Source organism: Gleimia hominis (assembly GCF_032085515.1).
Taxonomy (GTDB): domain Bacteria; phylum Actinomycetota; class Actinomycetes; order Actinomycetales; family Actinomycetaceae; genus Gleimia; species Gleimia hominis.
Map to the genome: position 1 here is coordinate 1,493,991 of NZ_JASXSX010000001.1, position 15,999 is coordinate 1,509,989.

The 15,999-nt window shown below is 59.7% G+C and carries 11 protein-coding genes; 3 read left to right on the forward strand and 8 right to left on the reverse strand.

Annotated elements, in window-relative coordinates; all coding sequences use genetic code 11:
* Positions 1-78: 78 nt before the first annotated feature.
* From QS713_RS06355 to aspS, 3 genes are all read right to left on the reverse strand, one after another.
* Positions 79-1,419: a replication-associated recombination protein A gene (locus QS713_RS06355; protein ID WP_313273471.1), complete on the reverse strand. Its 1,341-nt coding sequence runs from the start codon at positions 1,417-1,419 to the stop codon at positions 79-81.
* A gap of 76 nt (positions 1,420-1,495) precedes the next feature.
* A complete protein-coding gene (locus tag QS713_RS06360; RefSeq protein ID WP_313273472.1) occupies positions 1,496-2,110 on the reverse strand; it encodes an L-threonylcarbamoyladenylate synthase in 615 nt (204 codons plus the stop codon).
* 162 nt (positions 2,111-2,272) lie between these two features.
* On the reverse strand, positions 2,273-4,063 hold the full coding sequence (aspS, locus tag QS713_RS06365; RefSeq protein WP_313273474.1) for an aspartate--tRNA ligase: 1,791 nt from the start codon (positions 4,061-4,063) through the stop codon (positions 2,273-2,275).
* A gap of 336 nt (positions 4,064-4,399) precedes the next feature.
* Here aspS and QS713_RS06370 point away from each other — a divergent pair, with 336 nt between their 5' ends.
* Positions 4,400-6,142: a DEAD/DEAH box helicase gene (locus QS713_RS06370; protein ID WP_313273802.1), complete on the forward strand. Its 1,743-nt coding sequence runs from the start codon at positions 4,400-4,402 to the stop codon at positions 6,140-6,142.
* On the opposite strand, the gene QS713_RS06375 is transcribed toward QS713_RS06370, so the two are convergent.
* The 4 genes from QS713_RS06375 to QS713_RS06390 are packed head-to-tail and all read right to left on the reverse strand — an operon-like array spanning position 6,139 to position 11,473.
* A complete protein-coding gene (locus tag QS713_RS06375) occupies positions 6,139-7,716 on the reverse strand; it encodes a GTPase (protein ID WP_313273476.1) in 1,578 nt (525 codons plus the stop codon). The two genes, QS713_RS06370 and QS713_RS06375, sit on opposite strands and share 4 nt — an antisense overlap.
* Positions 7,716-9,392, reverse strand: coding sequence for a dynamin family protein (locus tag QS713_RS06380; RefSeq protein WP_313273479.1), 1,677 nt, complete (start codon positions 9,390-9,392; stop codon positions 7,716-7,718). Before QS713_RS06380 ends, QS713_RS06375 begins: the two co-directional genes overlap by 1 nt.
* A gap of 2 nt (positions 9,393-9,394) precedes the next feature.
* On the reverse strand, positions 9,395-10,720 hold the full coding sequence (gene hisS, locus QS713_RS06385; RefSeq protein WP_313273480.1) for a histidine--tRNA ligase: 1,326 nt from the start codon (positions 10,718-10,720) through the stop codon (positions 9,395-9,397).
* Positions 10,721-10,753: 33 nt separating this feature from the next.
* A complete protein-coding gene (locus tag QS713_RS06390) occupies positions 10,754-11,473 on the reverse strand; it encodes an MBL fold metallo-hydrolase (RefSeq protein ID WP_313273482.1) in 720 nt (239 codons plus the stop codon).
* 221 nt (positions 11,474-11,694) lie between these two features.
* On the opposite strand from QS713_RS06390, the gene QS713_RS06395 reads away from it, so the two are divergent.
* Entirely contained in the window at positions 11,695-13,035 is a 1,341-nt protein-coding gene (locus tag QS713_RS06395) for a DUF349 domain-containing protein (RefSeq protein ID WP_313273484.1), read from the forward strand.
* Between the two features lie 124 nt (positions 13,036-13,159).
* Positions 13,160-13,645 carry a hypothetical protein gene (locus QS713_RS06400; RefSeq protein WP_313273486.1) on the forward strand — a complete coding sequence of 162 codons (486 nt, stop codon included), beginning with the start codon at positions 13,160-13,162 and terminating at the stop codon, positions 13,643-13,645.
* Positions 13,646-13,659: 14 nt separating this feature from the next.
* Here QS713_RS06400 and QS713_RS06405 read toward each other — a convergent pair whose 3' ends face one another.
* Positions 13,660-15,987 carry a RelA/SpoT family protein gene (locus QS713_RS06405; RefSeq protein WP_313273488.1) on the reverse strand — a complete coding sequence of 776 codons (2,328 nt, stop codon included), beginning with the start codon at positions 15,985-15,987 and terminating at the stop codon, positions 13,660-13,662.
* Positions 15,988-15,999: the final 12 nt, after the last annotated feature.

Here is a 15,999-nt window from a genome sequence, read left to right on the forward strand (position 1 = left end):
GTTACGGGGCCACCTCCGTAGGGGTTTCCTACTTGGGCTAAGACCCCAGGGTTGCCTTAGGCGGGCAACTTGAACATCTTAACGCATCTTGAGGCGGTTTTTCACCTTTGCTAACCGCTTGGTGATGCGTTCCTCATATCCGTTCTGGGTTGGGTGGTAGTACTCCGTGCCCTCGAGTTCGTCGGGTAGGTATTGTTGCGCCGCGATCGCGTTGGGTTCGTCGTGTGCGTAAATGTAACCTTCCCCATGTTTGAGGCGCTTGGCACCACTGTAGTGCGCGTCCCGCAGGTGTGGGGGAACCAGCCCGGTGCGACCGTGGCGAATATCGCCTATCGCCTGGTCTATCGCCCGGTATGCCGCATTTGATTTGGGCGCGCAAGCCACGGCAATCACCGCTTGCGAAAGGATTATCCGAGCCTCCGGCATCCCCACCATCGCCACCGCCTGCGCCGCCGCAACCGCGGTTTGCAGGGCGCTTGGGTCTGCCATGCCCACGTCTTCACTGGCGCAGATCATGATGCGCCGGGCGATGAACCGCGGGTCCTCCCCCGCTTCGCACATGCGCGCCAGGTAGTGCACGGCCGCGTCCACGTCGGAGCCGCGCATGGACTTAATGAATGCGGACGCAACGTCGTAGTGCTGGTCTTGGTCGTAGCGCACCATTGCCGTGGAGGCGGCGTCGGACACGATTTCGGGCGTGATCGCGTTTAGCCCACCGTCGTCCGCTGACCCGGCTGCAGCCTCCAAGATTGTGAGGGACCGGCGTGCATCCCCGCCCGATAGGCGCACGATCATTTCTTTCGCGTCGCCCTCCAGTTTGTAGCGCCCATTTAGCCCGCGCTTACTCGCCAGGGCCCGGTCGATGAGGTTCCCGATGTCGTCCTCACTGAGCGGCTGCAGCGTCAGCAGGATGGAGCGCGACAGTAATGGCGATATCACGGAGAAAGACGGGTTCTCCGTGGTCGCGGCCACGAGGGTCACCCAGCCGTTCTCAACCGCGGGCAGCAGGGCATCTTGCTGCGACTTAGAGAACCGGTGGACCTCGTCAATAAACAGTACTGTTTCTTGCCCCGATGTGGTGAGGCGGCGGCGTGCTCCCGTGATTACGGCGCGCACTTCTTTCACCCCGGCGGACACTGCGGATACTTCTTCAAAATGCCGTCCCGACGAGCGGGCCACCAAGTACGCAAACGTGGTCTTCCCCACGCCAGGTGGGCCCCACAGGATCACGGAAGAAACGGCTCGGTTCGGATCCGCTGGTTCCAATAGCCGGCGCAGCACCGAGCCGTCCGCCAATAAGTGGGACTGGCCCACTACCTCATCAAGTTCGCGCGGACGCATCCGCACCGCTAGGGGCGCGTTCGTTTGCGTGACGGGCACGCCCGCATCGTCAATACCGGCAGCCTCAAAAATATCCATATTCTAATTGTCTAGAACAAATCAGCCGATCCTGCACATTCTGACAATAAGATTCTGGCCTGCTTCGAAAATGTGTTTAGAACAGCTCAGTGGAGCCCGCACCTTCGCGGACCACTACGGGGGATCCATCGGTGAAGTCCACCACGGTGGTGGAACCTTCGTGGCCAACCGGACCACCGATCACGGTATCAACCTGTTTCCCTACCGCTTCGAAAACCTCTTCCGCATTCCACATGGCTTCTTCATGGCCCGGCAGAATCAGGGTGGAGCACAGGAGGGGCTCGCCCAGTTCCTCCACGATTGCTTGCGTAATCTTGTGGTCAGGAATCCTAACGCCCACCGTGTGCTTCTTCTTGTTTAAAGTCATGCGCGGAATCTCTTTAGTGCCACGCAAAATAAACGTGTACGGCCCGGGCGTCAATGCCTTAATGGTGCGGAACGCCTTATTGTCAACGATCACGAGGGAGCCGAGTTGGGAGAAGTTGTGGCACAGGAAAGAGAAGTTGTGCTTTTCATCCAGATCCCGAATCTGTCGAATGACGTCCATGCCATCTTTATTGGCCATTGCCGTGGCGATTGCGTACCCAGAATCGGTGGGTAACGCGATGGTACCTCCATTTCGGAGCGTGTCCACGACGGACTTAACTAGACGGGTTTGCGGGTTCTCAGGGTGAATCTCTACGTATGCCATGTGCTTATTCTAACAAGACCTGACCGAGAATGTGTCCAAGAACACGTCTCGATCAGGTCTTATTGGTAGGCGACCTAGCGGTCTTAGTCAGAGACTTATCGGTCTAAATCAGCAACCTTTCGGACGACTTACCGGGCGCCTTATAGGGTGCAAACCAAAACACTAGGCTTGATCCTGCGCTTCGTCCTCGTCATCTTCAGGCACGTAGTCGACTCCTGCTTCCTCCCGCTGCTGCGGGGTGATCGGAGCCGGCGCCTGCGTGAGCGGATCGTAACCACCACCAGACTTGGGGAAGGCAATCACATCGCGAATCGAATCGGACTTGGTGAGTAGCGAAACGATGCGGTCCCACCCGAACGCGATGCCGCCGTGCGGGGGCGCACCGAACTTGAACGCGTCCAGCAAGAACCCGAACTTCTCCTGGGCTTCTTCCTCCCCGATTCCCATCACTTTAAACACACGCTCTTGCACGTCGCGGCGGTGAATACGGATCGACCCACCACCGATTTCGTTGCCGTTACACACGATGTCGTACGCATACGCCAGCGCGTTGCCCGGGTCCTGTTCGAACCGGTCAATCCAATCTGGGTTCGGTGACGTAAACGCGTGGTGCACCGCCGTCCACTTCGAGTGCCCCACCGACACGTCATCGTCCATCCCCGCGGGTTTAAACAGTGGTGCATCCACCACCCACACGAACGACCACGCGTCTTCGTCAATCAGCCCGGTGCGCCGCCCAATCTCCAGGCGAGCCGCGCCCAGCAGCGCGCGGGACTCATCCACACCGCCGGCGGCAAAGAAAATACAGTCCCCCGGGTTTGCTCCCGTAGCAGCCACTAAGCCGTCGCGTTCAGCCTCAGAAATATTCTTCGCAACCGGCCCCCCAAGGGAACCATCATCCGCAACTGTCACGTACGCCAAGCCCTTAGCGCCGCGCGAACGCGCCCATTCTTGCCACTTATCAAACGTGCGCCGCGGTTGTGACCCGCCCCCGGGCATCACCACGGCCCCCACGTACGGGTTCTGGAACACTCTGAACGGAGTGTCCTTGAAGTACTCCGTCAAGTCCGTAATCTCCAAACCGAACCGCAGGTCCGGCTTGTCGGAACCGTACTTTTCCATCGCCTCTTTATAAGTCATGCGCGGAATCGGGGTCTTGAGGTCATAGCCAATCAGCGCCCAAATCTCGCGCAAAACCGCTTCCGCAACCTCGATCACATCGTCTTGTTCAACGAAAGACATTTCGACGTCCAGCTGCGTGAACTCCGGCTGCCGGTCCGCGCGGAAGTCCTCGTCCCGGTAGCAGCGGGCAATCTGGTAGTACTTCTCCATCCCCGCGACCATCAAAAGCTGCTTAAAAAGCTGCGGTGACTGCGGCAGCGCGTACCAGCAACCCGGCGCCAGGCGGGCGGGCACCAGGAAGTCCCGCGCCCCCTCAGGGGTAGAACGCGTGAGCGTCGGAGTTTCAATCTCCACGAATCCGCGTTCATCCAAAACCCGGCGGGTTGCTTGCGACACCTTCGAACGCAACCGCAGCGCATGCTGTGCGGGGGCGCGACGCAAATCCAAATACCGGTACTTCAACCGGGTTTCCTCACCAACTTTGCCCGCGTCATCCGCGTGGCTAGACACCTGGAACGGCAGGGGTGCCGCCGTATTCAAAATCTCAATGTCGTCCCCAAGAACCTCAATCTCCCCGGTCGGCAAGTTTGGATTCTCATTACCTTCGGGCCGGCGCGACACCGCCCCGGTTACCCGCAACACAAACTCGCTGCGCAGCAGGTGCGCTACCTTCTCGTCGCGCACCACCACCTGCGCGATTCCCGACGCGTCCCGCAGATCCACGAAAACCACCCCACCGTGATCTCGACGCCGATCCACCCAACCGCAAATCGTCACCGTTTCGTCTAATTTTGACGCGTTCAAAGTACCAATGTCGTGCGTTCGTAGCATCGATATCCTTCCAAGTTTTCGTTGCATTCCCCGCGAGACAGGCGGGCGCAACACCATCTTAAACCGCGGCTCGGCGCCCACGAAAACGCATCCGCGGGTGTCACCGAATTCACAGCCGGCACGCTAGCTATCAAACGCATTTCCCGTTACCGTAAAAACTGGCGAACCTCCGGTGTGTAGCTACCAATTAAACGAACGTCCATTCCAAACATAGCGACCATGGATAGTCGGTAGCAGCGTGTGTGTTGTGGGGGTAACGCCCCGAAGAGAAGTTGGATTTTAGTTATCTTGGAAAATACCGTACGTTTCGCTGACCTGAACCTGCCTGCGCCCATTATGAGCGCCATCGAAAAACTGGGGTTCGAAACCCCAACCCCCATTCAAGCTGAAGCCATTCCACCGCTTTTAGACGGTTGCGACATCGTTGGCGTTGCCCAAACGGGCACGGGGAAAACCGCTGCGTTTGGCCTGCCCATGCTCGCCCACCTAGATCCGAGCGAACCGCGAGTCCAAGCCATCGTGCTGGCACCTACCCGCGAACTGGCCGTGCAAAGCGGCGACGCGATCGCATCTTTCGCCGCGGACCTGCCGGACATTACGGTGGTAACCGTATACGGCGGAGCGCCCTATCCACCGCAGATCCGTGCCCTCAAAAATGGCGCCCAGATTGTGGTGGGCACCCCGGGGCGGGTAATCGACCTGATTGAAAAAGACGTGCTGCACCTAGACCAAGTGAAGGTTCTCGTGCTCGATGAGGCCGATGAGATGCTCCGCATGGGATTTGCAGAAGACGTGGAAACCATCGCTTCTGCCGCGCCGCAACCCGGCGAGCGCATTACCGCACTATTCTCAGCCACCATGCCACCGGCGATTCAACGAGTCGCCCAGCAGCACCTGATTGAACCGATACGCGTCGAAATCGCCCCGCAATCCTCCACTGTCGACACCGTGGAACAGACCTATGCGATCCTCGGTTTTCGACACAAAAAAGAAGCGTTAGCACGCGTACTGTCTACCGCCGATGCGGATGCCGCAATAGTGTTCGTCCGCACCCGCGTGGACGTGGACGACGTGTCTTCCGACCTGACGCGGCGCGGTTTCAAAGCCTCCGGCCTGTCCGGGGACGTGTCCCAGGCTGAACGGGAACGCATCATCGCTCGGCTGCGCGACGGATCCCTCGACGTCCTCGTCGCAACCGACGTGGCTGCGCGCGGACTAGATGTGGAACGCATTGGCCTAGTCGTTAACTACGACGTACCGCGTGAAGCAGAAGCCTACGTGCACCGCATTGGCCGTACTGGGCGGGCTGGCCGCACCGGGCGGTCCCTCACGTTCTTCACCCCGAAGGAACGCTTCCGCCTCAAGCAAATCGAGAAACTCACCGGCACGCACATGACTCAAGCAGGGATCCCAACCCTGCGGGACGTGGCGTCTCACACGGGCAAACAGTTGCTGGCGGAGGTGGCGCCGCGCTTGGAACGCGGCCACCTCGACCTGTACGAAGAACTGCTCGAAACCGTAACTCAGCAACTCGGCTTAGATTACCCGCAGGTCGCCGCGGCACTGCTGGCAAACGCTGTGGGTGACACCGGGGAAAACCGGGACGCGGCGCAACACGCGGATGAAGACTTCGCGAACGGCAGTTTCGAAACCGGTGGGAAAAAACGCAAAGGCCGCGGATCACGTGCCGGCACGCGCGTGGAACCAACCGGCAGTGGAAGACGCTACCGCGTAGAAGTGGGGCGTAAAGACGGAGTGAAACCCGGGGCGATTGTCGGCGCAATTACCGGTGAAGCCGGGCTGTCGGGCGACGATCTGGGGCGCATTGAAATCTTCCCCACGTTCTCGCTCGTGGATATCGCCGGTGAACTCCCCGCATCGGCGCTACGCAAAATTGCCCGCGCCACCGTTGCGGGCCGCCGACTGCGGATCCGCGAAGACACGGGGCCAGAACCCAGCGATTCTGCGCACAGGAAGCACCGCGGGAAGTCAAAATCGTTTTCTGACCGTGGGGGCCGCGGGTTTGACCGCAGCGCCCACCGGGCAAAACGGCGGTCGTTCAAAAACGGTCGGCGCTAACGCTGCAACGTGCTGATTGCCGATGCGATCCGCTGTTGGCGTTCCTCTTCGGTGCGCAGCGGTTCCCACACGCGCACCCGCACGAGGGTTTCTAACTCTTCGCGCAGTTGGTTGGCAGCGCGTTTACCCGCCCGCCGCGCAGCCACCCTCATGCACATATAAGAGCAGGCGGCAACCAACAGGGTCCACGCGAGGCCGCTAAGTAGCAGCCACGTGGGAATCGGCACTATCCCGTATTTAGGTACCCCAATGTCGATTAGCAAAACGGTGCGGGCGAGCACAGTGCCCAGCAGCCACAGACCACCCACGGCAGCGACTATCCATCCCACCCACTGCAAGGCGTTGAAAGCACGCCACCAGCCGCGCCTGTTGGGCAGGTGATAGTCGGTCTGCGCGGTCACTTCGCTCATCTGGTCAATCAGTTCGGTTTCGCTACCAGTGCTGGCGAGCAGTTTTTCCCCCCAGATGCGCGGCCTCGAGTCTGCGTACGTGGCCAGTACCGACCGCATTGCTTGCGACAGTCGCGCCCGGGCCGCCGGATTTCCCCCTGGCTCCACTGCCCCTAATTTGAGGTCCTTGAGGGGATCGTGGGTGAATCGGCGGGCGATTCTAAACGGGAGCCAATGGCAGTACCGACCGGCCCGGTAGCGGTAAGCCCCGGCAACGCGGCGGCTCAACGCGGGTGCGTCCATGGCTTCGCCCGCAGCTTTGGTTATCTGCGTGGGCAGCGCCTGCGCGTCAACTGGTTCAATCTCTTGCTCATCCGCCAGCCGGTCTGCCAATAATTCAGTGGCTTCTTGCAAATCTGCGTGCATGCGTTGACCCCGTTTTGCGGCTAGGCGAGCCACGTCGTGCAGGTGCATGCGCAGCTCTTGCGTGCCCTCCCCGGAACGCGCCGAGGTCAATACAATGCGCGCTCCTGTTACCCCATCGTTTTTTACTAGCCGCGCCAGATCAGTCCGCACCTGCTCAGCTTGTTCAGCTGTCATGGTGTCGGCGTGCGTTAGGATCACCACGGTGTCGCGCGAGTGTTTGGCAAACCGTTTAATGAACTGGTTGTGAAGCACGTCGTCGGCGTATTTCTGCGGGCTCGTCACCCACACCATCACGTCCACGCGTTGCAGCAACCGCTCCACGAGCGCGCGGTTTTTGCGGTCGATCGAATCAATGTCCGGCATGTCGACCACAATCACGTTTTCCGCAACCGTTTGCTCCGCCGGAACCAAGACCCGGTCTTTGATCTGCATCCAGTCGAGCAGTTCGCCCGCCTCTTCTTTAGGAGCGCACGCCGCCAGCGGGGCGGTGGTGGTGGGGCGCTGATACCCCACCGTCGCCAGATCCGCTTTGAAGATCTGGTTGAACACACTGGATTTACCTACCCCCGTTGCCCCCAGCAACGCCACCACCGCGTAATCAGCCGACAGTGCGGCGCGTGTCTGCAAGTTGCGGTTCAGCTGGCGTAGGCGCCGTTCGTCCTCCGCAAGCAGGTCACCGTCTAGTTCCTCCACGATCCCGTTCAACACTTTGGTTTTCACGAGGGGATTCGTGCCGCCCCACCGTTCAAACAGTCGCATTATCCCTCCGTCCACTCGCGGCGTGCCCGCGCCAGTGCCTGCTGGATTTCGCTTGAGGAAACGAGGTCTGGAAGCGCATCTGTAAGCGGTTCCATGGCTCGTTCCAGCGCGCGGCTCATCTGCGTTTTCAATGCTCCGTGCGCCCGTTGCGTCATTGCCGCTACCGCTGCGTCACCGAACACGGCTTCGAGCACGCGTTGCGCAACTATGCCCGTTGCACCCGCCACCGTAACTTCAGCACCAGTTAGCCCGCCAGTGGAGGCGAACAGGACAATAATCAGCGCCAAGCCCAGAAGGTTCACACCGAATGCGAGCATGCGGGCAGACGTTTTCTTGTTCGCCCCCTGGCGTTTAATCAAGTCCACAACCGCGCGTTCCCAGTTCTTTACAGCTGCGCGGGCCTCATGCTGTAACTTTTCTTGGGAAAGCGGAACTACCTGCGCTTCAAACGGACGCATCGCCGGATTCGCACGCCAAGTGGTGCGAACATGCTGCACTGCGCGCACCAGTTCGTCGCAAATTATTGTGCTCAAGTTAGAGCCAAGAATTTCTTTCACTTCATCTGCGCGCGCGTTCCGCCCGGTGAAAAACCCGCTCACCCGCGACCTCACCCGCGTAACAATCCGATCAATCCCCGCGGAAATGTCTGCAACCCCCAGCATGGCCTGCCACCTGGACAGCACTTCGCCGCGCAGAAGTTTCCCATTTTGAGTTGCCTGTTCCAAGCGGCGCAGTGCCACCCGCTGGTTTTCATCAACCACAGATGCGGCGTCGGTACGTACCAGCGTCTGCCTCGATAAGACCTGCAACAGGTGCTCGACGTCCGCGAACAGTTCCGCAACCGTGCCTTCTAACGCTCGTTTCGCCACTTCAGCACGCGTGTGCGCAGTGTCGGAAAGGGAGGACAGCCAGTTCTTCACGGTCCGCACCGAAGCTGGGTCTAACCGGTCGTGCTGCAAAGGCATCTCGTTCACACAAATAAGGGGCGCGCCAGAAAGCCCCGCGTCCGCTAAAAGCCGCGCAAAATCACCGCGAACCACATCTGTTGCCCCAGGTGGTACCCGATTCAGCACAATGGAAAGCGCCACCGAGCGAGCGTGTGCCTCACGCAAAACTTCCCACGGAACCGCATCTGCGTAACGCGCGGCAGTGGTCACAAAAATCCACAGGTCCGCCGCATCAAATAGCTGCACCGCCAACGCCCGGTTGCGGTCAACGAACGAATCCAAATCCGGGGCATCTAGCAGCGCGAGCCCGCGCGGAACCCGATCGTTCACCTGCAGGCGCAACGCGTTCTCCCCGGCTGACTCGCCCGCACCGGTACCGCGCACCCGCGTGAACGAAGGAAGCACCCGGGTGGATTCGAACCATGGGGCATCCTCCGCCCGGTAAATCAGCGTCGGGGTGCGGGTCGTGGGGCGAATCGCGGAGGTTTGCACCACGGACTCACCGAGCAGGGAGTTCACCAGGGTTGATTTTCCCGCCCCCGTGGACCCACCGACGACACAAAGCAGGGGCGCATCCAGCTGCTGGGCGCGGGGGATAATAAGGTCCTCCAGCTGCTGGGCGCGCCGCCGCGCCAGTGTCTGCGCCGCCTGCGCTTCCTCAACCTCGAAGGGGAACGTGAGGGCACGCAGCTGCTCTTGCAGCTGCGCTAACGCATCTACCCGGTTCACGTTTACAGCTCCCAGCTTGGCCACCGATCCGCTTGCGGTGGCTGCCAGGTCTGCGGGTTGGCATCCACCTGTTCGCCCGAGCGGATGTCCTTCACGGAGTGTCCACCTTGCTCGTCAGTGAACCACACGTACGGGATACCCCGCCGGTCTGCGTATCGGATTTGTTTGCCGAATTTCGAGCTTGAGGGCGACACCTCGGTTGGGATTCCCCGTTCCCGCAGCGCATACGCCACTTCGTTGGCATCGTCGCGTTCACTCTCGTTAGTCACCGCAACCAGTACGCAGGATGGTACTTCGCGGCTAGCCCGCGCCATGTCGGCGCCAAGAATTCGCGAGATCAACCGGGAAACGCCAATGGACATACCCACCCCCGGGTAGGTCCGCTTCCCCACTGTTACCAGCGAGTCGTAGCGGCCGCCCGAACAGATTGACCCGAGGTCTTCGTGGCCGCGCAAAAACGTTTCGTACACAGAACCCGTGTAGTAATCGAGCCCGCGGGTAATCTTCAGATCTGCAATCACCACGCCGGGAGCGTGTTTTTCTGCCGCTTGTAAGAGCGCTTCGAGCTCCTCCAGCCCCTCATCTAACAGCGGGTGGCTCAGCCCGAGCGCGCGCACCTGTTCCAGGACCTCCAGGCCCCCGTGGATCTGCGCTAACTGCAGCAGCCGTTCCCCTTGCGCGCTGTCAATCCCATGCTGGGTCATCTCTTCTAGCACGCCGGATTGGCCGATCTTGTCGAGCTTATCGATGCTCCGCAACGCGTCGTCGACCTGTTCAATCCCGAGTGCCTCGCACATGCCCTGCACGATCTTGCGGTTATTCACATGCATCTGCACGGGTGGAATCGGGAGTGCTGCCAGGGCCTGGGCCATCACTAGGGGCACCTCCACCTCGTGGTGGAACGCCAGCTCTCCCGCGCCAACGACATCAATGTCTGCCTGGTAGAACTCCCGGAACCTGCCTTCTTGTGGTCGCTCCCCTCGCCACACTTTCTGGATTTGGTAGCGCCGAAATGGGAAGTGCAGGGAGCCCGCGTTCTCACCTATATACCGCGCGAACGGGACCGTCAGGTCGAAGTGCAGGCCGATTGACTTATCCGCTTTTGCGTCGTGGCCACCGCGGTCTTGTAGCCGTGAAAGTAGGTAAATCTCCTTGGAGGTCTCCCCTTTGCGTTCGAGTTCCCGCACGGGCTCCACACTGCGGGTTTCAAGTGGAGCGAAACCGTGTAGTTCAAACGTGCGCCGCAAGATGTCCAGTACCCGTTGTTCTACAATGCGTTCGGCTGGGAGCCATTCGGGAAAACCCGAGAGTGAAGTTTTTGCTGCCATATTAAACCATTCTAAAATATCGTCGGGTGTTTTTTAACCAATGCTGCGGGCACGGCGCACATACAGGTTCGTCGCCAGCTCGTGCTCCCAGTGTGTGGCCGGCCCGTGACCCGGGAGCATCCAGGTGCGCGGGTCAATCACGTTCCCCAACGTGCGCAACGTGTGCCGCATTTGGCGTTCGTCCCCGCCGGGCAGGTCGGCACGCCCAACCGAACCGGCAAAAATCACGTCGCCCGTAAACGCAATCGGTTGCGCTTGTTTAACCGGCCCGTGCCCGGTGCGTTCCGACGGTAGTTCCGCGTTCGTTTCTAGTGTTTCTCCGGCTGCAATTTCCATGAGGAACAGGGCGGACCCTTCGGTGTGGCCAGGAGCGGGTACCATCAGCACGTTAACTCCGGGGACGATCGCGACCGTGCGCGCGGTAAGGTCACGCACCTCCTGCGGCGCCCGCCACTGCACTCCTTGCGGACGCATCTGCGGCAGCAGTGCGGACAGCGGATCTTCCAGCCGATACCGGTCCGGGTTCGTTATATACACGGGGACGTCAAAGTTAGCACACTCCCACACGTGGTCCGCATGCCCGTGCGTTAGCAGCACCGCACGAGCAGTTAGGCCCTCCTCATGCAAATACTGTTTAATCCGATCGGTCACGCCCAATCCGGGGTCAACAATCAACGCCGCGTCTTCGTTCGGTGCGCTCACGACGTACGCGTTCGCGGCAAACAGTTCAGCCTCAAACCTTCGTATCCTCATGGTCCGATCCTACCGCGAACCACAGGACCTCGTTTTCCCAGATCTTTGCACAACTAATTGCGCGATTTATTAGCGTGATTGATCGGGGGATCAAAAAGAAACGAACTCCAAGTATGCGAAATCACATTGAAACCCCGTAGTATAGGCACATGGGTGCGTAAGCATCTTAAAAATGTAGTTTCGTCCGGGCGAACGCCCAACCGTATCCCAAGAGGAACACCGTGAGTGATCAAAACGAGAATCCAGCAGCAACAGACACCACTGACACTGATGAACAGGTGCAAGAAATCCGCCCGGCGGTCGTAGTGCGCGCCACTTCGGATGAGGACCCGGCGTCTTTCGGTCGCATCGATGAGGACGGGAACGTGTGGGTGCGTGAAGCCAGTGGTGAACGCCAGGTCGGATCGTATCCCGACGGTGTGCCCGACGATCCTTTCGGCATTTACACTCGCCGCTACCGCGACCTGGAGGCCACTGTTAACCTCTTCGAATCGCGCTTACCGACGTTGAACGCCCACGAGATCGACACGACTTTAACGAGCTTGAAGAAAGCCGTTGAGGCCCCCGCTGCGGTGGGTGATTTAGATGGGCTCCGCAAGCGCGTTGCAGACTTGCAGGAGGCGGGGGCGAAACGGAAAGAAGAGGCGAAAGCAGAACGAGCCGCCGCGAAGCAGGAGGCTCTGGAGCTGCGCACCGCGGTCGTTGAACAGGCGGAAGCGGTGGCGGCGCAGGATCCGGAACGCACTCAGTGGAAGCACTCCGGGCAGCGGCTGCGGGACCTTCTGGAAGAGTGGAAGCGTTTGCAGCGCCGCGGCCCGCGCTTAGATCGGCCAACGGAGGACGCGTTGTGGAAGCGGTTCTCTTCCGCCCGCTCCCACTTCGACCGTGGGCGGCGCCAGTTCTTCGCCAAGCTCGACGCGCGGCAGGCGGAAGTGAAACGCGTTAAAGAGGGGTTGATTGCAGAGGCGGAAGCCATGCAGAACTCCACCGACTGGGGCCGTACCTCAGCGGCATACCGCGATTTAATGGACCGGTGGAAGGCAGCTGGACGGGCGTCTCGAAAAGTTGATGACGCTCTTTGGGAGCGGTTCCGCGCAGCCCAACAAGTGTTCTTCGATGCCCGCCACGCTAAAGACAAGGTGGTGGACGAAGACCAGCGCCAGAACCTCCAGGCGAAAGAAGAACTGCTGGTGCGCGCAGAGGCACTGTTGCCCGTAAAGGATTTGGAAGCCACTAAGTCTAAACTGCGCGACATTCAAGACGAGTGGGAAGAAATCGGGTTCGTGCCGCGTGCGGACATGAAACGGGTTGAGGGCCGGCTGCGGAAAGTGGAGCAGGCAGTGCGGGATGCCGAAGATCAGCAGTGGAAACAGACTGATCCGCGCACTAAGGCGCGCGCCGGATCTATGCTTGGACAGCTTGAAGATTCCATTGCGGAGCTGAAGGCCGATCTGGAAAAGGCGCAGGCGAACCAGGATGCAGCGAAGGAAGCCTCAATCCGGGAGGCACTCGAAACGAAACAGGCTTGGTTCAAACAGATCTCTGATTCCGTGGACGAGTAGCTGAAAGCGTTCGCGCCAGGGGAACTCGTCCGCCCCGGTGTCCGAACCAGAGCTGACCGAAGCGTTATCCACAGGCGGGGCGGTGCCCTGTTCCCGTGGGTAACGCTTCCTCCATACTGGGGGCATGTGCAGCACTAACCCAGCGGCGTATTACGCGCATTTAGTCCCGGGCCGCATTGACGTATTAGACCGGGTTGGTTTCATGTTCTTGAGGGATATGGCTCGCGGTGGGCCGGCTGTGCAACTGCATCGAATGATCGTTGCGCAAGACTGCTTAACAACTCCGGTGTTGCGGGCTCGCACGCTCGGGGTGCTGGTGCCCCGCGGGTGGGCGATCAGCCACTGGTCAGCCGCGTGGGTGCACTGGCACGTGGGGTCTGCCCTACCCCTGCACGTCGCGGGCCCGCAGCGTCGCCTCGCTGATGACGAGTTAGTGCCCCACCAGCGGAGTATTGAAGGCACTGTGGATGCAAACCTGCCTGGCGCCGTGCAATCTCGAAGTCAAACGTTTGTAGACTTAGCGCAGTTGGGAGCATTAGAAGAGCTGCTCGATTCAGGGGTTGTGTCAGTGCGCTCTGCGTGCGCCACTACCTCGGGACGCGCCGGATAGCTGGGATACCTTTACTAGGCACCTTTCTTGCCGCGACTGTGGGCTCCCGCCCGGTGGTCGCCGTGCACTCGATAAACATCGAACACGCCTTCTACCCCACGCAGTGCAGCCAGCGTCGCCTTCAAATGAGCCGGATCAGCCAGCTCAATCGTGAAGCGGAAAACCGCCACTCGGTCTTTGGACGACCTCATTTGCCCAGACATGATGTTCACGTGACTGTCCGCTAAAATCGCGGTCACTTCGGAAAGCAGGGACGGCCGGTCTAACCCTTTAACTTCAATCTGCACCAGGAACGTAGCGGTTGAGTCCGCTTCCCATTCCACGTTCACAAAGCGTTCTGGATGCCGTTCTTTCAGTTCTACCGCGTTCGAACAGTCGGGCGAATGCACACTCACCCCGTTGCCGCGCGTAACGAAGCCAACAATCGGGTCACCGGGCACCGGGGTGCAGCAGCGCGCGATCTTGACCCACACGTCGTTCGCACTCATTCCCGACACGGTCACGGACGCCGACGGGTCGGTAACTGAAGAGCGGTTGTGCCCCGGGGTGACGGCTTCAGACAGGGTCTCTTCCGTTCCCGAATCGCCCCCGAGTGAATCCATTAGCCGCTCCACCACGTGCTGGGCAGAAATGTTGTTATCCCCCACTGCGGCATACAGGGCGGACACGTCCTTATAACCAAAGTCCGTGGCCAGTGACAGCAAAGACTCGTGCGTCATCAACCGCTGCAGCGGCAAGCGCTGTTTCCGCATCGCCCGCGCAATCCGATCTTTGCCAACTTCGGCGAATTCTTCGCGCCGTTCCTTCGAGAACCACGATTTAATCTTCGACCGTGCCCGCGAGGATGCGACGAAATTCAACCAGTCTCGACTCGGCCCAGCCTTGGCGGATTTTGAGGTGAATACCTCTACGATATCCCCGCTTTCCAGGTGCGTATCCAACCCCACGAGTTTACCGTTCACGCGCGCTCCCACCGTGTGGTGCCCCACTTCGGTGTGCACGGCGTACGCGAAATCAACGGGCGTGGATTCCGCTGGGAGTACCCTCACGTCCCCCGCTGGAGTGAAGACATACACTTCGTCGCCCGCGATTTCAAACCGCAGAGAGTCCAAGAACTCCTCGGGATCATCCGTTTCGCGTTCCATCTGGATGAGTCCGCGCAGCCAGTTCATCTGTTCCTGCTGACTCATCTTGTCGGAATCTGCTTTGTTCGACGCATTCGGGTCCTGCTTGTACCGCCAGTGCGCGGCCACGCCGTACTCAGCTTGTTCGTGCATTTCGAACGTCCGCACCTGGATCTCCACGGGCCGTCCGCCCGGCCCCATGACCGTGGTGTGCAAGGAGCGGTAGAGGTTGAACTTCGGCGTTGCAATGTAGTCTTTAAAGCGGCCGGGAATCGGGTTCCAACGGGCATGGACAGAACCGATTATCGCGTAGCAGTCGCGCACAGTTTCCACGAGCACCCGCACCCCAACCAGGTCGTAAATGTCGTCGAACGCCTTGCCGCGCACAATCATTTTTTGGTAAATCGAATAGTGATTTTTTGGGCGGCCCGAGACGGTCCCTTTCACTTTAGACCGCCGCAGGTCCTCTTCTAGGGCGCGCACTATTTGCTTGAGGAATTGCTTCCGCTGGGGCGCGCGTTCCGTTACAAGCCGGTCAATTTCTTCGTATATCTCTGGGTAGAGGGTGATGAAAGATCGTTCTTCCAGCTCCCACTTGATTGTGTTCATCCCCAGTCGGTGCGCGAGGGGTGCGTAGATTTCAAGCGTTTCTCTGGCTTTGCGTTTGGCAGATTCTCTTGAGACGTACTGCCAGGTGCGGGCATTGTGTAGCCGGTCTGCGAGTTTAATCAACAGGGTGCGGATGTCTTTCGACATTGCGACGATCATTTTGCGCAGGGTTTCGGACTGGGCCGCTGCCCCGTATTTAACTTTGTCTAGTTTGGTAACGCCGTCGACAAGAAGTGCGATTTGAGGGCCGAAGTCCTCAGTGAGCTGCTCCACCGTGTATTCCGTGTCCTCGACCGTGTCGTGCAGCAGTGCGGCCACGAGCGTGGGTGGAGTTATCCCAATTTCGGCAAGTATCGTAGCTACGGCAACAGGATGGGTAATATAAGGCTCGCCAGACTTGCGCATTTGCCCTTTGTGATACTTGCGGGCCGTTTCGTACGCGCGTTCAATATCCGCTACGTCTGCTTTCGGGTGATGCGCCCGCACCGCGCGGATAAGCGGCTCAATTTCGGGGGCAGTATCGCGTTTGCGCGACCCAAACCACATGAGGCCCGCGCGGACGCGCGAGCCACTCACGGGCTTGTGGGATTCCAAATTGCTAGACGTCATTTTTCTATGTTA